At 46.4% G+C, this 17,856-nt stretch carries 17 protein-coding genes; 3 read left to right on the forward strand and 14 right to left on the reverse strand.

The genetic code is table 11. The annotated features are described in order from the left end of the window. The first annotated feature begins 191 nt into the window (after positions 1–191). Positions 192–989: a sirohydrochlorin cobaltochelatase gene (locus tag DWW77_RS03465; RefSeq protein WP_021653025.1), complete on the forward strand. Its 798-nt coding sequence runs from the start codon at positions 192–194 to the stop codon at positions 987–989. A gap of 122 nt (positions 990–1,111) precedes the next feature. Here DWW77_RS03465 and DWW77_RS03470 read toward each other — a convergent pair whose 3' ends face one another. From DWW77_RS03470 to DWW77_RS03490, 5 genes are all read right to left on the reverse strand, one after another. Next, a complete protein-coding gene (locus DWW77_RS03470) occupies positions 1,112–2,323 on the reverse strand; it encodes an NADP-dependent isocitrate dehydrogenase (RefSeq protein WP_059085918.1) in 1,212 nt (403 codons plus the stop codon). Between the two features lie 163 nt (positions 2,324–2,486). Then, positions 2,487–3,311: a S8 family peptidase gene (locus tag DWW77_RS03475; RefSeq protein WP_015525272.1), complete on the reverse strand. Its 825-nt coding sequence runs from the start codon at positions 3,309–3,311 to the stop codon at positions 2,487–2,489. A gap of 124 nt (positions 3,312–3,435) precedes the next feature. Further along, on the reverse strand, positions 3,436–3,684 hold the full coding sequence (locus DWW77_RS03480; RefSeq protein ID WP_092072001.1) for a hypothetical protein: 249 nt from the start codon (positions 3,682–3,684) through the stop codon (positions 3,436–3,438). Positions 3,685–3,699: 15 nt separating this feature from the next. Next, positions 3,700–3,882: a hypothetical protein gene (locus tag DWW77_RS03485; RefSeq protein ID WP_092072004.1), complete on the reverse strand. Its 183-nt coding sequence runs from the start codon at positions 3,880–3,882 to the stop codon at positions 3,700–3,702. A gap of 112 nt (positions 3,883–3,994) precedes the next feature. After that, positions 3,995–4,651, reverse strand: a complete 657-nt coding sequence (locus DWW77_RS03490) for a hypothetical protein (RefSeq protein WP_092072007.1) — start codon at positions 4,649–4,651, stop codon at positions 3,995–3,997. 128 nt (positions 4,652–4,779) lie between these two features. Between DWW77_RS03490 and DWW77_RS17925 the strand changes: the two genes are divergently transcribed. Then, positions 4,780–4,941 (forward strand): hypothetical protein, encoded by a 162-nt coding sequence (locus DWW77_RS17925; RefSeq protein ID WP_015525281.1) that lies wholly within the window; start codon positions 4,780–4,782, stop codon positions 4,939–4,941. Positions 4,942–4,977: 36 nt separating this feature from the next. On the opposite strand, the gene spoIVA is transcribed toward DWW77_RS17925, so the two are convergent. From spoIVA to DWW77_RS03510, 4 genes are all read right to left on the reverse strand, one after another. Further along, on the reverse strand, positions 4,978–6,447 hold the full coding sequence (gene spoIVA / locus DWW77_RS03495) for a stage IV sporulation protein A (protein ID WP_022426914.1): 1,470 nt from the start codon (positions 6,445–6,447) through the stop codon (positions 4,978–4,980). Between the two features lie 145 nt (positions 6,448–6,592). After that, a complete protein-coding gene (locus tag DWW77_RS03500) occupies positions 6,593–8,290 on the reverse strand; it encodes a [FeFe] hydrogenase, group A (RefSeq protein ID WP_015525283.1) in 1,698 nt (565 codons plus the stop codon). A 15-nt stretch (positions 8,291–8,305) separates the two neighbouring features. Next, positions 8,306–10,177, reverse strand: a complete 1,872-nt coding sequence (locus DWW77_RS03505) for an NADH-quinone oxidoreductase subunit NuoF (protein WP_021653014.1) — start codon at positions 10,175–10,177, stop codon at positions 8,306–8,308. Beyond that, complete coding sequence (locus tag DWW77_RS03510; protein WP_015525285.1) at positions 10,174–10,653, reverse strand: complex I 24 kDa subunit family protein; 480 nt, start codon at positions 10,651–10,653, stop codon at positions 10,174–10,176. Before DWW77_RS03510 ends, DWW77_RS03505 begins: the two co-directional genes overlap by 4 nt. 400 nt (positions 10,654–11,053) lie before the next feature. On the opposite strand from DWW77_RS03510, the gene DWW77_RS03515 reads away from it, so the two are divergent. Then, entirely contained in the window at positions 11,054–12,562 is a 1,509-nt protein-coding gene (locus tag DWW77_RS03515) for a 4Fe-4S dicluster domain-containing protein (RefSeq protein WP_118608062.1), read from the forward strand. Between the two features lie 455 nt (positions 12,563–13,017). Here DWW77_RS03515 and DWW77_RS03520 read toward each other — a convergent pair whose 3' ends face one another. From DWW77_RS03520 to DWW77_RS03540, 5 genes are all read right to left on the reverse strand, one after another. Then, positions 13,018–13,674, reverse strand: a complete 657-nt coding sequence (locus DWW77_RS03520) for a glucosaminidase domain-containing protein (protein WP_330689686.1) — start codon at positions 13,672–13,674, stop codon at positions 13,018–13,020. Positions 13,675–13,809: 135 nt separating this feature from the next. Continuing rightward, entirely contained in the window at positions 13,810–14,661 is an 852-nt protein-coding gene (locus DWW77_RS03525; RefSeq protein WP_015525289.1) for a bifunctional 5,10-methylenetetrahydrofolate dehydrogenase/5,10-methenyltetrahydrofolate cyclohydrolase, read from the reverse strand. Positions 14,662–14,675: 14 nt separating this feature from the next. Then, the gene (locus DWW77_RS03530; RefSeq protein WP_021977714.1) at positions 14,676–15,305 is read right to left on the reverse strand and encodes a cyclodeaminase/cyclohydrolase family protein; all 630 of its coding nucleotides are present in this window, start codon (positions 15,303–15,305) and stop codon (positions 14,676–14,678) included. A 98-nt stretch (positions 15,306–15,403) separates the two neighbouring features. Further along, on the reverse strand, positions 15,404–17,089 hold the full coding sequence (locus DWW77_RS03535; RefSeq protein WP_015525292.1) for a formate--tetrahydrofolate ligase: 1,686 nt from the start codon (positions 17,087–17,089) through the stop codon (positions 15,404–15,406). Positions 17,090–17,187: 98 nt separating this feature from the next. Further along, complete coding sequence (locus tag DWW77_RS03540) at positions 17,188–17,850, reverse strand: DUF3786 domain-containing protein (protein ID WP_118608064.1); 663 nt, start codon at positions 17,848–17,850, stop codon at positions 17,188–17,190. Positions 17,851–17,856 lie beyond the last annotated feature (6 nt).

Raw genomic sequence — 17,856 nt, forward strand, 5'->3', positions numbered from 1 at the left:
TCTCCTTTGTTTCCACAATCTTTTATAATGATAAACATTTCCGTAAGGAAAGTCAACTACGATTGACAATGTCAGCCCTCCCTTTTATAATATCTTATGGTAGAAATTGCGGATCATCTTTATATTCCAGCGGAGAAATATAAAGAATTTATCATAATCACCATAATTATCAGGATGGAGGAAATCCCCGTATGAACTCAGCTTCAAAAAAAGCGATCCTAGTAGTAAGTTTCGGCACAAGCTATGAAAACACCCGTAAGCTTACCATCGAGGCAATCGAGCACGATATTGCCGATGCATTCCCGGCCTGTCCCACCTACCGTGCATGGACAAGCAAAATGATCATTGCCAAACTGAAAAAGCGGGACGGTCTTACGATCCACACGGTAAAGGAAGCTCTGGAACAGATGCTTCTGGATGGTATCACCGATGTGATCGTACAGCCGACTCATGTGATCAACGGTATCGAAAATGATCAGATGAAAGCCGATGCGCTTTCTTTTCGTGACCGTTTTTCCAGTATTGTTTTCGGAAATCCTCTTCTCACAACAGAAGAAGATAACCAGGCGATCGTCCGGGTAGTTGCAGATGAATTCCGGGACATGGATCCGGACACTGCACTTGTACTGATGGGACATGGAACAGAACACTACGCAAACACGGTTTATGCTGCTTTGGATTACCGTTTTAAAGATACCGGACATAAAAATATTTTTCTTGGAACTGTAGAAGCCTATCCGGCCCTGGACTCCCTTCTCCGGGCTGCCGACAGCTTTCATCCGAAAAAGATCGTGCTAGCGCCTTTCATGATCGTAGCCGGCGACCATGCACAGAACGATCTGGCCGGTGCAGATCCGGACTCCTGGATGAACCGTCTTTCTTCCGAAGGATATGAAGTCACCCCTGTACTGAAGGGACTTGGAGAATATCCCCAGGTCCGGCAGATCCTTGTGGAACATGTACAGCAAGCCATGAACGTTTCGGTCTGACAGAGATCAGATGATCCATATATATCCCTCATAAAAAAACTGCACCGTGATCCATCCCTGGATCTTCCGGTGCAATTTTTTATTTTTTATGAAATTACTTGAAATTCTGAAATTCCTATTATTTATGCCATCAGTTCATCCAGTTTTGTCTTTACAGCAAGGATAAACTCTTTGCTGTTCAATACCTGTACCTCTTTCAGGGAAGTGATCAGTGCAAGATCCTTGGTCATCTTTCCGCTTTCAATGGTATCCAGTGTTGCTTTTTCCAGTTTTCCTGCAAAATCAGCAAGTGCTTCATTTCCGTCCAGCTCGCCTCTCTTGCGGAGAGCTCCTGTCCATGCAAAGATCGTTGCAACAGAGTTTGTGGATGTTTCTTTTCCCTCAAGATGACGATAATAGTGTCTCTGAACTGTTCCGTGGGCAGCCTCATACTCAAAATATCCCTTCGGGGATACCAGTACAGAGGTCATCATGGCAAGAGAGCCAAATGCGGAAGATACCATGTCGCTCATAACATCTCCGTCATAGTTCTTGCATGCCCAGATAAAACCGCCATCTGCCTTCATAACACGGGCTACGATATCATCGATCAGACTGTAGAAATAGGTCAGGCCGGCTTCCTCAAATTTATCCTTAAACTCTGCATCAAAGATCTGCTGGAAAATCTCTTTAAATCTTCCATCGTATGTTTTGGAAATGGTATCCTTGCTTCCGAACCATACATCCTGCTTTGTGTCCAGTGCATAATTAAAGCAGCTTCTCGCAAAGCTCTTTACGGAATCATCAAGATTATGCATGCCACGGAGAACACCTGCTCCATCAAAATGCTGGATCAGCTCCTTACGCTCTTCTCCGTCTTCGCCCTCAAATACAAGATATGCATCTCCCGGCTTGTCAATATAAAATTCTGTATTCTTATAGATATCTCCATATGCATGACGTGCAAGTGTGATCGGTTTCACCCAATTCTTTACACATGGCTCGATTCCCTTTACAACGATCGGCGCACGGAATACAGTTCCATCAAGAATGGCACGGATCGTTCCGTTTGGACTCTTGTACATTTTTTTCAGGTCATACTCTTCCATTCTGGCTGCGTTTGGCGTGATCGTGGCACATTTTACGGCTACTCCGTATTTCTTGGTTGCTTCTGCTGCATCAATGGTAACCTGATCATCTGTCTCATTTCTGTGCTCAAGACCAAGATCATAATATTCTGTATTCAGTTCCAGATACGGTGTGAGAAGTTCATCCTTGATGATCTGCCACAGGATACGTGTCATCTCGTCTCCGTCCATCTCAACTAAAGGTGTCTGCATTTTGATTTTTTCCATATTATTTTCTCCTTTTGAGGTTTATTCTCCTGTTCGGATTCCAGGTGCTCTTTCCTTTAGAATCTTTCTTCAGCACTTTTACTGTACATTGTACTCATATTTTCCGGTTCCGTCAACGCTTTTGTGCTTTACCACACTATGTTTATAAGAATTGTATAATAATTCAGCCTGCCAACAGTTTTTCACAGTTAAATTTTCCCCATCCCTGCTGATTTCTGGGAAGTCCCATATCTTCTGCATTTTCTCTTAACAACATCTTTACCTCCACATTAGAAAGCCGGGGATCTTTTTCCAGAAGGCAGGCGATCCCTCCTGACACCAGAGGCGTCGACATGGAGGTTCCGCTTTTGAGCCCATATGAGTACGGCAGTCCCGGTGCACAGGCAATGACCTGGCTTCCCGGCGCTACCAGATCCGGTTTGCACACACAGTCAAAAGTAGGGCCTCTTCCGGAAACTGCCTTTCTGCCATTCAGCATATCACTGGAGCCTACGGTAATGATCTTCCGGCTGCTTCCCGGTGCTGTTACCGTGCCGGCCCCCGGTCCCTGATTTCCTGCTGCAGCTACCACCACAAATCCCAAATCCCAAAGTTTTTCCACTCCTTCAAGAAGATCTGTCTGTTCCTTATGATCCCGGGATGTTGTTCCCACTGAAATATTAACGATACGGATATGATAAATGCTTCCAAACTCCATGATCCACCGAAATGCCCGCATCACATCCTCCCTGCTTCCGTTCCCGAAACGATCCAGAACCTTCAGAGCAGCGATACTGCAGCCAGGTGCAGCCCCTTTATATTTTCCACCTGATGCAGTTCCGTCCCCTGCAAGGATCCCGCTGACATGAGTCCCATGTCCGTTATCATCATATGGGCTGCGTCTGACTCCTGTAAAATCACGAAACACGGAAATACGGCTGCCAAAATCTATATGAGGAAAAATACCGGTGTCCAGAACCGCCACGCCTATCCCTTTTCCTGTATACATCCTTTTATACCTTTCCAAAGCTCTCCCGTCGGACAGCTGACCTTTCTTTAGCTTATTCTGCGGACATCTTTCCCGCTACTCGTTTTATATAAAAAGACCCCGGGATCTTTGCTGTATATTTTATTTAGTTTCCTCTTCCTGTACGAAAATTAACTGTTTTCTGGATCTGATTGTCCATTATGGTGATCACTAGATCCTGACCTGCCGCATCCTTGGAGTCTTTCTTTTTGCTGTCATCCTCTTTTGCATCCTGAAGCTCTGCGGTTTCCTCCTTTGTCGTTATCTCGCCTACAAAAGCAGCTGTCGGTGCCCCCAGACACATCGCTGCGATCAATGCTGCCCCTAAAAGCACCTGTACTGTTATTTTTCTCATTTCTTATGTCCTCCTTTATAGCGTCAGTCCGCCTATTATACGGGCTGAATCTTTGTTGCCTGTAAGAATTTCGATCTGATTTCCGTCTGCTGCAAGAAGTGAACAGTCCAGATATAAGCAAAAACCGCTGCTGTCCGTTTTTCCATCTTCTGTGGAAACATCCATCGGAAATGCTTCATAAATCTTATCATGGTTCAATCTTATATAAATCCTGCTGTCTGTATCCAGATATTTTTCTTCAATACAGCCTGTGATCTTTTCCAGATTTCCCTGGATCTCGCACTGAACTGCTCTGGCACCGGCAGGAACCTTATTTGCTGATCACGTCCAGTACAATTTCCTTCCCTTTTTTGTCTTTGTATGTATTGACCCAGAATCTTGTGTATTCCAACAGATATTCCTGTCCGTCACCATAACAGCCATCTGTCTTTCTGGTACGAAGAGGTCTGCCAAGGACTTTCCGCAGTGCTGCAGAACTCTTTTCTCTTACAAATGCTTTCCTTATTCTTGAAGATGTTCTAGCATCGTATACACCAGTTTTTGTATTAAAAGCATAAAATCCGGCTCTGGACTGTCCATATGCGGAATAATAAACGCCTTTTACCATCTGTGCATACCGGTTAAATCCATAGTATTTCCCGCCGATCTTTTTTACAAGGAGATAGTTCTCCCCGAAGAATGTTCCACCTTTATAAGCCTTTCCGGTGTTGGAAAAATAGTATCTGTATGTCATTTTTTTGCCGGTAGTCTTATTAGCGACAGTCACGGTTTTCCATGTATTCTTTACTTTTTTTCCCTTCACATAATAGTAGTATTGTCCGCCCTCTTTTTTCCAGCCATTTTTAACAGCTGCTTTTGCGGTTGTTGTGGTTGCTGTTGTTGCTGCCTGCGCACACACTGTGCCAAATGTCAGGCAAAACAGCATTGTGATCATGAGAACAAGCTGTGCGAATCTTCTCTTTTTCATGGTTTCTTTTCCTCCTGTTTTAAAAATCTCCATACCCGGTGATAATTATATTTTCTTGCAATATAATGTATAAAATACATTATCTCCTCCAATACTTAACATATCTGAAAAATAAAGGAGGTTTTTCTATGCTTCTCTTTTTTCTTGTATTCTTCGGACTCCAGATCTTTGTTCTTTTCTGCTGTGCCGCTGCAGGAAATGACGCCGCTTCCCAGGAACTATCTGACCAGGAACAGCTTCAGTTTATCGCAGAATGGAAAAAACAACATCAAAAAAAGGACGTCTGCTGAAGAACGTCCTTTTTGCTTTGCAATTCTATTCTCCATTCATATGATGATACACACCAGTCCGCCTTTGCTGTCATTTACGATCTTCTTCATAGTATCCTGAAGCTTCACCTGACTTTCTTCGCTGATCATGGCAAGCTTGTTCCGGATTCCGTCTTCCACCAGCTGCTGTATGGATTTTCCGAAAATATTGGTCTCCCAGATACTTTCCCCTCGCTCCGGGCTTTCTCTGATATACTTTATCAGGTCCTCCGCCTGCTGTTCTGTACCAACAATCGGAGCGATCTCCGTTTCGATTCCCGCCCGGATCATATGAATGGACGGACTTTTTGACCGGATCTTTACTCCGAATTTATTTCCCTGACGGATCACCTCAGGTTCCTCAATAGTGATCTCGGAAAGCTCAGGCACCACAACCCCATACCCTGTTCCTTTTACCGCTTCCAGGGCAGCCTGGACTTTTACAAATTGTTCCTTCATACCGGCAAGCTCTTTTATGGTCTGGATCAGTTCATATTCGCTTTCCATAGATATCCCGCTCATTTCACTGAGCATCTGATAATAATAAATGTCTTTTACTGCGATCCGGATACGGACTTTTCCATCGGAAAGACTGACCTGCTCAAGCAATGTATCTTCCACATATGGACTTTCCAGATATACTGATTCTCTGCTTACATCACGCACATGAGTAAGTCTGGTCATCTTTTCCCGAATCTCATTTAACAGAGCCGCCTTTACCTCATGTTCCGGAGAAAGCATCTCCACCCATCTGGGAACAAAAAGCTCTATCTCACTGACCGGGAATTCATAAAGGATCTTCTCCAGGATTCTGGTCACATCCTCTTTTCGAAGCTGTTCACAGTTGACTGCCAGAACGGATACTCCAAATTTCTCTTCCAGATGTTTTACAGTTTTTCCGGTTTCCTCACTGTAGGGAGTCTGGGAGTTTACCAGGATCAGAAAGGGTTTTCCCTGGACTTTCAGTTCTTTTATGGTCTGTTCCTCTGCCGGAATAAAATTTTCTCTGGGAATCTCCCCAAAACTTCCGTCTGTTGTGACTACAATCCCAATGGTGGAATGCTGGCTGATCACTTTTTCCGTTCCAATGCGGGCTGCATCATGGAACGGGATTGCTTTTTCCTGCCAGGGAGTTTTGACCATCCGCTCCCTGCCTTCTTCCACATTTCCGGATGCATCCTTTACCAGAAAGCCTACACAGTCAATGAGTTTTACCCGGATTTTCTGGTTTTCCCCTATGGATACTTCCACTGCTTCTTTTGGAATAAATTTGGGTTCTACGGTGGTGATCATTTTTCCGGCACCGCTTAATGGCAGTTCATCCTGAAGTTCTGCTCTTTTTCCCTCGCTGATCGATGGCAGTGCTATCAGCTCCATAAATCTCCGGATGAATGTGGATTTTCCTGTACGGACCGGTCCCACAACCCCTATGTAGATATCCCCGCCCGTCCGCGCCTGGATATCACGGTAAACCTGAAAGTTTTCCATATAAAAAAGCCTCCCTGCATATACTGGCCTGTAAGTTCCGGGAAACGTCTTAAAAAAGACAGTTCCCGCATACCACAGTATATGCCCGGAAGGCTTCTTATATGCTGCTGTTCACCGGGAACAGCAGCTCTTTGTATTCCTCATATCAGTCTTTGATATAGAACTCATTGTGAAGCAGATGATGCTCTTTGCCTTTGAGGAGTCCCTCATAAAGCTCCAGAACCAGTGGGTTCTCATCGGATTTCTTGATGATCATGGTATTGTCTGCATTGTACAAACCTCTTGCTCTGGCTGCCTTGGTTCTGTCACCGGATCTGGTCGGCTGACCTCCACCCATGATACATCCACGGCGGCATGCCATAACCTCGATCAGATGATAGTTTGCCTCGCCGTTCTTTACACGTTCCATAACGGTTCTTGCATTTGCAAGGCCACTGGCTACGCATACATTGATATCCATTCCCTTGTACGGTACGGTAAATTCCTTGATTCCCTCTTCACCACGAACACCGCACTCTGCAATCTCATGCATGGCTTCCTTGCTGTGATCCGGGCTCAGTCTTCGAAGAACTGCCTCGGTAACACCACCGGTAACACCGAAGATAACGCCACCGCCGGAACCAAATCCAAACGGCATATCGCATGCTTCCGGATCCAGTGTTGCAAAATCAAGACCAAAGTTATCGATCATGCGGAGAAGCTCTGTGGTTGTGATAACGATATCGGTATCCTGCTCGCCATCGGTAAAGCTGTTGGGGCGGATTGCCTCTGCCTTCTTGGCTGTACATGGCATAATGGAAACCATAACGGTCTTCTTGCCTGCTGCATGCTCCGGATCACGGAAGTATTCCTTGATAACCGCAGACATCATTCCCTGTGGGGAACGGCAGGTAGAAATGTTCGGAACATATTCCTTATACTGATCTGTGATGAACTTCACCCATGCAGGACAGCAGGAGGTCAGAAGCGGAAGGTTCTCACCCTTCTCTACTCTGTTTAAGAACTCCTTGGTCTCTTCCATAATAGTAAGATCGGCACTGAATGTGGTATCGTATACTTCATCAAAGCCCATTCTGTGGAGTGCGTTGACGATCTTGCCCATAACGCTCCTGCCCTTTGTGAGGCCGTAGTGATCACCAACTGCTACACGGACTGCCGGCGCGATCTGGGCAACCACACGGGTATCCTTGTCCGCAAGTGCATCCCAAACCTCATCCATATGTGTACGAATGGAGATGGCTCCTGTCGGACAGTAAACACGGCACTGACCACAGTTTACACACTGTGTCTCAGCAATCTTTTTATTGAATGCAGGCATAACCATGGCCTCTGTTCCACGGAATGCGAATCCAAGAGCTCCGATTCCCTGAAGTTCCTCGCAGGCACGTACACAGTTGCCGCAGAGGATACATTTGTTCGGATCACGGATGATGGACGGTGAACTGTCATCGATCTCGTGCTGTTCTCTTGTATTTTCAAAACGGATATCCCGCACGCCAAGGCGATGTGCCAGCTCCTGCAGGATACATTCGCCGCTCTTTACACAGGTTGTACAGTCACGGCAATGTGCTGCAAGAAGCAGCTCCACGATCAGTTTACGATATTTCTTAATACGACCGGAGTTGGTATAGATAACCATTCCGTCTCTCGGCTGCTCGGAACAGGAGGCAAATGTTTTGCCTCTGTCATCCTCAACTGTACAGAGACGACAGGCACCAAAGGTGGAAACCTCTGAATGATAGCACAGTGTGGGGATATTGATACCGGCATTCCTGATGACTGTCAGGACATTTTTTTCGTCAGTAAATTCTACTTTTCTTCCGTCAATTGTCATTGTACCCATAAGATATCCTCCCTTCTATGCTTCCACATAAATCGCATCAAAGTTACAGTTATCCTTACAGGATCCGCATTTGATACATACGTCATTGTTGATTACATGTGGATGCTTGATCTTTCCTGAAATCGCACCAGTCGGACAGTTCTTTGCACACTTGCCGCAGCCGATACAGAACTCAGGATTGATATGGAATTGACGGAGCGCCGTGCAGACCTTCGCACGACATTTTTTATCTACGATATGCTCTACATATTCGTCACGGAAACGCTTCAGAGTACTGATGACCGGAAGCGGTGCACTCTTACCGAGTCCGCACAGGGCCATGCTCTGAACCATGTTTGCAAGCTCTTCCAGCTCATCCAGATCGGAAAGCTCACCCTTACCTGCGACGATTCTCTCCAGGATCTCAAGCATACGTTTGGTACCCTCACGGCAGGGAACACATTTACCACAGCTCTCACGCTGTGTAAAGCTCATGAAGAAACGCGCAACCTCTACCATACAGGTATTCTCATCCATAACAACAAGTCCACCGGAACCCATGATGGCATCCAGCTTCTTAACAGAATCAAAATCAAGCGGATGATCGATCTGATCGTCGATCAGACATCCACCGGAAGGACCACCGATCTGTACACCCTTAAATGCAGCACCACTCTTAAGACCACCACCAATGTCATAAATGATATGACGGAGGCTTGTTCCCATCGGCACCTCGATAAGGCCGGTGTTCTCAATGGAACCGGTAAGTGAGAAGGTCTTTGTTCCGGGGCTTCCCTCTGTACCGATGGTGTGGAACCAGTCAGCACCCTGAAGGATGATCTTCGGTACGTTGGCATAAGTCTCTACGTTATTGAGAACGGTAGGCTTACCCCACAGACCTTGCTCGACAGTTCTCGGAGGTTTTACTCGAGGCATACCTCTGTTGCCTTCGATAGAAGCAGTCAGGGCAGAACCTTCACCACATACGAACGCTCCGGCACCGCGATTGATATGTAAGTGGAAATTAATACCGGAACCAAGGATATTATCACCAAGAAGGCCATAGGACTCTGCCTGCTCAATAGCCATTCGAAGTCTCTGTACAGAAAGAGGATACTCGGCACGCACATAAATATAACCATCTTCTGCACCTACTGCATAGGCAGCGATCACCATACCCTCGATCATCTTGTAAGGATCACCTTCCATTACGGAACCATCCATAAATGCTCCCGGGTCACCCTCATCACCGTTACATACTACATAACGGACTTTTTCCGGCTGGCGTGCAACCTGTGACCATTTCTTGCCTGCAGGGAAGCCTGCACCGCCACGGCCGCGGAGACCAGACTTCGAGATCTCGTCGATAACACCCTGTGGGGTCATCTCAAAGAAAGCCTTCGCCATAGCGGAAAATCCGCCTACGGAAATATATTCATCAATGGACTCTGCATCGATCTTGCCACAGTTCTCAAGAACGATCCTTGTCTGCTGGTTCAGGAACGGAATGTCACTGGGATGTGGACAGGCCTCATCATTATGACGATAAAACAGACGCTCGACAGGCAGTCCGCAGATCACGGTCTTCTCTACGATCTCGCGACAGTCGTCTACCTGAACATGTACATACTGATAATCATAGGGTTCAATTCTCATAAGAGGACCCAGTTCACATAAGCCCTGGCATCCGGTCTTAACGATTCCTACATGAGGAACATCCTTTTGCATCTCAACCGCAACACCCTCGATTCCCTCACAGAGTCTTGACATTTCTTCATAAATCTTCTGAGCACCGGAAGCAATACATCCGGTACCGGAACAGACGAGAACACGGCAGGTATAGCCATCAAGATTCTTCTTAACCTCAGCCTGTTTGTTTTTCAGATCTTCCATACTGGTTATACTCATACGCTCTCACCTCTCAATTCATTTAAAAGCTCAACAGCCTTCTCAGGAGTCATCTTCGGGTGAACTTCATCATTTACAGTCAGTGTCGGTGCAAGTCCGCAGGCACCAAGACAGGAAACTGTCTCAACGGTAAACATCATATCATCTGTAGTATGCTTCTTATGACTCAGTCCAAGTTCCTTCAGCATTGCTTCCTTTACAGGCATGGACTTACGTACATGACAGGCAGTACCGTCACATACCTTGATGATGTACTTGCCTTTCGGCTCAAAGGAAAAGTTTTCATAGAAAGTAGCTACACTGTACGCCTTCGCTTCTTTTACACCAATCTGTTCCGCAACATAAGTAAGAAGCTCTCCCGGAAGATAACGGTACTCAGCCTGAATATCCTGCATGATCGGAATCAGTGATGCAGCTTTCCGGCCGTAGTGCTCGATGATCTCGTCCGTTTTTCTGTAATACGTCTGGTCTAACATTCGGTTCCCTCCTTGTTTCTCATAGATTTTCCACTTGATCAACCTGTTCCACTACAGGTTAATGCTTTAACACTCTGTCAGTGCCGCGCATTTATGCAAATCATTATTTTGCACTATTTCATGCCTTTAATTATAACTTATATGGTCATTTTTCACAAGCAGTTTTTTTGCTTTTTTCAGAATATATCGAAATGTTTACAACGGCTTACTGATTTTATATCTATTTTCCATAAAATATGTTCAATTTTTAACAGCTTTGATAATAAAGATACAAATCTGCTCTTTGTTTCTGCCCCAAAACATTAAAGCCGGTTATTGATTTTATTTCTCAATTACTTTAAGATAGATAAAAAGTGCGTGGAAAACATTTAATTAATTTATTTTGTAAAGGAGAACATCTATGCGAAATCTTGACACACCAGTAAAACAGATCCGGCGAAAGATTTTTACCGAAATTGCTAAGATCGGATTTGAATCCACGGACGAATCAATGATCCATGATATCGAATCCATTCCCTACAATATTGTAGAGGAACGCGCGAAATACCGTGAAAGCATCTATCGTGAAAGAGCTGTTGCAAGCGAACGTGTCCGTCTGGCCATGGGACTTTCCCTCCGCCCGGAAAATCGTTCCGTCCACCTTACCGATGGCGTGAAGGCCAGCAACATTGACGAGAAATATTATGAACCACCTCTTATGCAGGTGATCCCTTCCGCATGTTCCGCATGCGAATCCAACAAATACGAAGTCAGCAACATGTGCCGCGGCTGTGTCGCACATCCCTGTTTACTCACCTGCCCCAAAGGCGCCATTTCCATGGTAAACGGAAAATCCTTCATCGACCAGGACAAATGTATCCATTGCGGAAGATGCAAAGCTGTCTGTCCTTACGATGCCATCGCCCATAAAGAACGCCCCTGCGAACGTGCCTGCGGTGTAAAAGCCATCGAGAGCGATGAACAGGGACGCGCCTCCATCAACCAGGATAAATGCGTATCCTGCGGCATGTGCATGGTCAGCTGTCCATTCGGAGCTATCTCCGACAAATCCCAGATTTTCCAGCTGGCACATGCCCTCCGAGAAGGAACTGAGATCATTGCAGAAATCGCCCCCGCCTACATCAATCAGTTCGGCGAAGACGTCACCCCGGGCCAATTCCGCTCCGCTCTCAAACAGCTGGGCTTCTCAAACATTTATGAGGTAGCACTGGGCGCAGACATCGGCTGCATCTCTGAAGCACACCACTACGCCAAAGAAGTAGCAACCGGCCACCTCCCGTTCCTCCTCACCTCCTGCTGCCCATCCTGGTCAGTCATGGCAAAAAAATACTTCCCGGCTATGATCGACAACATCTCCCAGGAGCTGACCCCGATGGTGGCAACTGCCCGGATCGTAAAAAAAGAGCACCCCCATGCGAAAGTAGTCTTCATCGGACCATGCGCCTCCAAGAAACTGGAAGCCATGCGTCATTCCGTAAGAAGTGATGTAGACTTCGTGATCACCTTCGAGGAACTCTGGGGCCTGTTCGACGCCAAAAGCATCACCCCATCCACCTGCGAAGAGCTCCCGGAAGAAACCCAGGCCGCAACCGCAGCAGGAAGAGGCTACGCCATCGCCGGCGGCGTAGCTGGAGCCATCGAAAACTGTCTGAAGGAATACTATCCCGATGTACCAGTCCACATCGAACACGCAGAAAGCCTTGCCGAATGCAAAAAAGTCCTCACTCTGGCAAAAGCCGGCAAGATCAAAAACTGCATGATCGAAGGAATGGCCTGCCCCGGAGGCTGCATCGGAGGCGCCGGAACCAACGCCGGCTTCGCAAAAACCTCCAAGGCCCTCAAAAAATACGTAGACAGCTCAGAACCAAAACTCCCCTCACAGGAACTGGAAAACCTGGAGTTGAACTAAATACCTCAAAATATTCCACTATATAATTCCCCAAATATTTCAATTTGATTGAATAAAAAACGGAGATGCAACCTAGATCTTTAATCTTCAAGGTTGCATCTCCATTATTTTATCAACCAGGACAGGGCAAAGCCCGCCTCCATCCCTCATCCACATCCTATCGTTTAGCCAGACAACTTACCCCAACCAACGCACAGGCCCGGAAGGGAGTGCGGTACTGTCTGCGGACGACTCTGCAGGAGGTGTGCTGGATCTTAGGCGGCGGGACTTCTGCGTTATTTTTCAAAAGCCAGCTGTCTGAGCGGCAAAAAGCCGCGAGTTCTGGCTTTTGGAAAATGGTTTTAGCAGAATCCCGGCGCCTTAGATCTAGCCGCCGACGAAGCCCGGCCGCGGACAGAACCGCACTCCCTTCCGGGCCGTCCCATCTGCCACTACCGTCCCGTTCGCCACCACCACTACTTCTCCACCGTCTCCGTACTCTCCGGCCAGGTATACTCCTCCCCCTTCAACTCCGCCAGAAGACTCCTAAGCTTATATCCATAATTCCTCCCGGCGGCCCATCCGCCCCCATAAGGATTCTCCTGGATCCCAAGCCACTCCACATAAGGCGCACTCTCACGGGAAACATACTGGAACCGATTATCCACGCAAGCCTGGTTCAGCTCCTCCGAAGAAGCATAAGCCTTCAAATGCTGCACCTGCGCCCGAATTCCCGTCCTTACATCAGGAAAAGAATTACCGGCAACACCACCACCGGTAGTCCCCAGCCCCGAAAAATTAAACTGCCCTGCACTGGCATCCCCACCAAACTGAAGCCATCCGGTCTCAAGCATCGCCTGCTCAAAAACAACCTCTCCACGGACGCCCTCCGCATCCGCTTCCTCTATCACAATCGTGCAAAACGTATCAATATCCGGTGCACCACCCTCCGTCAGGATGCCGGAAGGATACTCCACATTCTGCGCCTCATACTGCACTACCATATCCTCCGCATCCACTGTGGTACACCCCATGATTGTATAATATCCATAAGTATTATCTGTGGAATCATCCACAAAACCCTCTGTATCACTCTCTCCAGATGACTGAGGCTTCGAAATCTGACCCTCCATAGAATGATCCGCTTCCTCTGCCAAAACACTTGCAGGCGTTCCGAACACCAGAACGCCTGCAAGTACCATCATCCGTAAACAAAAACTATTTCGGAATCTGTACATATATAAATGATCAATCCTTTATTACTGTTATTACTGCGCTTTTCTCATTGCAGCTTCAACCACATGACCTACAAGAACAGAAGTTGTAACACTTCCTACTCCGCCAGGAACCGGTGTGATCGCATCAACGATTGGCTCAACTGCCGCATAATCAACATCACCACAAAGCTTGCCCTCTGCATTGACATTGATACCAACATCGATAATAGTCTGTCCCTCTCTGACATAATCAGCGCCAACAACACCAGCACGACCAGCTGCAACGATGACGATATCCGCCTCTTTTGCAACAGATGGCATATCAACGGTTCTTGTATGGCAGATCGTTACTGTCGCATTTTTCTTAACAAGCATCATGGCAGCCGGTTTACCAACTACAAGACTTCTTCCGATAACAACCGCTTTTTTGCCTGTGCAGTCGATTCCATAGTGATCAAGGATCTCCATGCATGCCTGCGGTGTACATGGCGGGAATCCGATCTTCTTGCCTGTAAATACACCAGACATGGAAAGATCTGTCATACAGTCAACATCCTTCTCTGCTGCAAGTGCATTCTCGATCACTGCCTGATCCAGATGTTTTGGCAGCGGACGGAACAGAAGAACTCCATGGATCTTGTCATCTTTGTTTACTTTATCGATGGTTGCAAGAAGCTCATCCTGGGAAACATCCTCCGGAAGAAGGATTTTCTCACATGCAACACCAAGAGTCTCACAGCGCTTTGTAGCACCTCTCTCATAGGAAATATCGCTTGGATTCTCACCAACACGGATAATGCAAAGTGTAGGATCTACACCTTTTGCCTGAAGCTCTGCAACGTTAGCTTTGATCTTCTCGTTAAGAGCTGCTGTTACTTCTTTACCTAATAACTGCTTTGCCATTTGTCTGGTTCCTCCTATTTCAGTCTTCCGAGAACACTGTCAAATGTCTCGTCTGCAATCTTTGTATATTTCTCAAGCATAGCGTCTGCTTTTTTGTTTAATTCCTCTGCATACGCACGGTCAGCCATAGATTTTGTGTTAATGTACACATTCAGGCTTGCTCCCTTAAGAGCTGCTTTGCAGAATGCAGCACCTACACCAGCATCACTGATTGCAAGCTTGGAACCTTTTGCTCCGAACTCAACGATAAGTTCAATAGCCTCGCAGCATTTCTCCATGATCTCCATAGGAACAGAGCATGCTTCCTTGAGGGCAGCTTCCATTACTCGAGCCTTCTCAGCCTTCTCTTCTTCTGTCTCTCTCGGCATTCCGTAAGCCTTGGAAAGAGGCTCAAAAACTTCCGCATCTCTCTCGATCAGATGAAGGAAATCTTTCTGAAGCTGATCACATTTCTTTTTCAGCTCCCACATTTCATCTTCTACATCTGCATATTTTTTCTTACCGACAGTAAGGCTTCCAACCATGTTTCCAAGAGCTGTACCAACCGCACCTACAAGAGCAGAAGCGCCGCCGCCGCCAGGAACCGGTGCCTTGGAGCTTAATACCTCAACAAATTCAGTACATGTACTTGTAGAAAATCCCATAGGACTCTCCTCCTTATATTCTTATTTTAGCACTCTTTAGAGCCCATTGGGGGCTTTATAAAAAGCCCCCTCCGGTTGTTTTTGATCTTATGTTCCGATTAGAAGAGACCTGTGATCTTACCTGTCTCATCTACATCGATCTTGGTTGCAGCCGGTACTTTCGGGAGACCTGGCATAGTCATGATCTCACCTGTCAGAGCAACGATGAATCCTGCACCTGCGGAAATCTTCAGGTTACGTACTGTTACCTCAAAGTCTGTCGGTGCACCAAGTTTTGTCTGATCATCAGTCAGACTGTACTGTGTCTTAGCAACACAGATCGGGCAGTTGCCAAATCCAAGTGCTTCTAGCTGTTTTGCCTGTTTCTGAGCATTTGCTGTAAGAACAACTTTCTTACCACCGTAAACTTTCTGTACGATGTTATTCAGTTTATCCTCGATGGATCCCTCAAGCTCATAAGCATATGTGAAGTCATTCGGCTCCTCAACAAGACGGATTACTTCCTCAGCAAGCTTCATGCCGCCTTCGCCGCCTTTTGCCCATACCTCGGAAAGTGCAACGTTAACGCCAAGCTCTTTACATTTTGCCTCAACCAGGTCAAGCTCTGCCTTGGTATCGGTCGGGAATGCATTGATAGCAACTACACATGGAAGTTTGTATACATTCTTGATATTGCTTACATGTTTCAGAAGGTTTGGAAGACCTTTCTCAAGAGCCTCAAGGTTCTCGTTGTTCAGATCTGCCTTCGGAACACCACCGTTGTATTTCAGCGCACGAACAGTAGCTACGATAACAACTGCGCTTGGATGAAGGCCTGCCATACGACACTTGATGTCAAGGAATTTCTCTGCACCAAGGTCAGCACCGAATCCAGCCTCTGTGATAGCATAATCTGCAAGTTTCATAGCCATCTTTGTAGCTGTTACGGAGTTACATCCATGAGCGATGTTTGCGAATGGTCCGCCGTGTACGATTGCAGGAACATGCTCCAGTGTCTGTACAAGGTTTGGTTTCAGGGCATCTTTCAGAAGTGCTGTCATAGCACCCTCTGCATGAAGATCACCAGCTGTTACCGGTTTCTGCTCGGAAACTTTACCATAGGTATATCCGATGATGATTCTGGAAAGTCTCTCTTTCAGGTCTTTGATGTCACTTGCGAGGCAAAGAACTGCCATGATCTCAGATGCAACTGTGATGTCGTATCCGTCTTCACGAGGCATACCGTTTGTTCTTCCGCCAAGACCATCTACTACATTACGAAGCTGACGGTCGTTCATGTCCACGCAACGTCTCCATGTGATCTTTCTCGGGTCAATGTTCAGGTCATTACCCTGGAAGATATGGTTGTCGATCATTGCTGCAAGAAGGTTGTTTGCCGCACCGATCGCATGGAAGTCACCGGTAAAGTGAAGGTTGATATCCTCCATCGGAACTACCTGTGCATAACCGCCGCCTGCTGCACCACCTTTTACACCGAATACCGGTCCGAGGGATGGCTCACGAAGAGCTACCATTACTTTTTTGCCCATTTTCTGCATTGCATCTGCAAGACCAACGGTTGTTGTTGTTTTTCCCTCTCCTGCAGGTGTCGGGTTGATAGCTGTTACGAGGATCAGCTTACCATCTTTCTTGTCACTCTCTTTTAACAGATTGTAATCAATTTTTGCTTTGTACTTACCGTACTGCTCCAGATATTTGTCGTCAATACCTGCCTTCTCTGCAATCTGTGTGATTGGAAGCATTTCACACTCCTGTGCAATCTCGATGTCACTTTTAAATCCCATAATGTTACCTCCCTTTAGGTATTTTTACAGTTTTTAATCCCTTAAAACTGCATCTCTATAAAAACAGGTCCCATCCTGTTCTTAACTATTTTTCATTTTTAAAGACATTTCAGAAATGCCTTTAAAGACCCAATGATAACGTCTCCCATAACAGCCATGTCCTCGGCTGCAAAGGAAACCGGAAAATTATCAGAAAACAAGATCTGTGAGGACGGCGGAAATTCATCATCCCCCTCCCAGAGGATCATCTGAACTACATATCCCGGAAAGATCTCCACCTGATATGCAATATCTCCATGATCCACGGGAACCGCATGGATGTGTTCCATGATCTCCTTGAAATCCTTAAGTCTGTTTCCATATGTGAATGCCAGGCGTTTGATGCACCTGCCATCAAACTGACGGAGATAAACCTCTCCCCAGGGCATTTCCCTGTATGTTTTAAACCTTCCGCTTCCCTGAGATACATTCCCGTTCAGCAGAAAACGGATAGCAAGGATCTTTGCATAATGCATTTCCTCAAGAGGATAATATCCCGCATCATCTTCTTCATGAGTTACCTGAAAATCCGGCCAGGAAATATGATAAACGCTTCCCAGGAATTTCAGAGTCAGTTCTTTCTTCTCTTCGTCATAAGGAAGTGAAAGACGTCCGGCAATTTCTGCCGGGTCTGCCTTAGCGAACTCCTCTGTATAATGCTCCCAGGGCATTCTTTCCTTGCTGTCTTTTTCATAATTCAAGTCATTTATACTAAAAGCCATGTTTTA

This window comes from Ruminococcus sp. AF17-12 (assembly GCF_003479245.1).
Taxonomy (GTDB): Bacteria; Bacillota; Clostridia; order Lachnospirales; family Lachnospiraceae; genus Blautia_A; species Blautia_A fusiformis.

Excerpts from the sequence above, each read along its gene's own strand:
- DWW77_RS03535 (WP_015525292.1), bottom strand. The coding sequence starts at position 17,089 with ATGGGATTTAAAAGTGACATCGAGATTGCACAGGAGTGTGAAATGCTT.
- DWW77_RS03480 (WP_092072001.1), bottom strand. The coding sequence starts at position 3,684 with ATGAGAAAAATAACAGTACAGGTGCTTTTAGGGGCAGCATTGATCGCA.
- DWW77_RS03505 (WP_021653014.1), bottom strand. The coding sequence starts at position 10,177 with ATGAGTATAACCAGTATGGAAGATCTGAAAAACAAACAGGCTGAGGTT.
- DWW77_RS03510 (WP_015525285.1), bottom strand. The coding sequence starts at position 10,653 with ATGTTAGACCAGACGTATTACAGAAAAACGGACGAGATCATCGAGCAC.
- DWW77_RS03500 (WP_015525283.1), bottom strand. The coding sequence starts at position 8,290 with ATGGGTACAATGACAATTGACGGAAGAAAAGTAGAATTTACTGACGAA.
- DWW77_RS03520 (WP_330689686.1), bottom strand. The coding sequence starts at position 13,674 with ATGGAGGGTCAGATTTCGAAGCCTCAGTCATCTGGAGAGAGTGATACA.
- DWW77_RS03540 (WP_118608064.1), bottom strand. The coding sequence starts at position 17,850 with ATGGCTTTTAGTATAAATGACTTGAATTATGAAAAAGACAGCAAGGAA.
- DWW77_RS03490 (WP_092072007.1), bottom strand. The coding sequence starts at position 4,651 with ATGAAAAAGAGAAGATTCGCACAGCTTGTTCTCATGATCACAATGCTG.
- DWW77_RS03470 (WP_059085918.1), bottom strand. The coding sequence starts at position 2,323 with ATGGAAAAAATCAAAATGCAGACACCTTTAGTTGAGATGGACGGAGAC.
- DWW77_RS03525 (WP_015525289.1), bottom strand. The coding sequence starts at position 14,661 with ATGGCAAAGCAGTTATTAGGTAAAGAAGTAACAGCAGCTCTTAACGAG.
- DWW77_RS17925 (WP_015525281.1), top strand. The coding sequence starts at position 4,780 with ATGCTTCTCTTTTTTCTTGTATTCTTCGGACTCCAGATCTTTGTTCTT.
- DWW77_RS03515 (WP_118608062.1), top strand. The coding sequence starts at position 11,054 with ATGCGAAATCTTGACACACCAGTAAAACAGATCCGGCGAAAGATTTTT.
- DWW77_RS03465 (WP_021653025.1), top strand. The coding sequence starts at position 192 with ATGAACTCAGCTTCAAAAAAAGCGATCCTAGTAGTAAGTTTCGGCACA.
- DWW77_RS03475 (WP_015525272.1), bottom strand. The coding sequence starts at position 3,311 with ATGTATACAGGAAAAGGGATAGGCGTGGCGGTTCTGGACACCGGTATT.
- spoIVA (WP_022426914.1), bottom strand. The coding sequence starts at position 6,447 with ATGGAAAACTTTCAGGTTTACCGTGATATCCAGGCGCGGACGGGCGGG.
- DWW77_RS03530 (WP_021977714.1), bottom strand. The coding sequence starts at position 15,305 with ATGGGATTTTCTACAAGTACATGTACTGAATTTGTTGAGGTATTAAGC.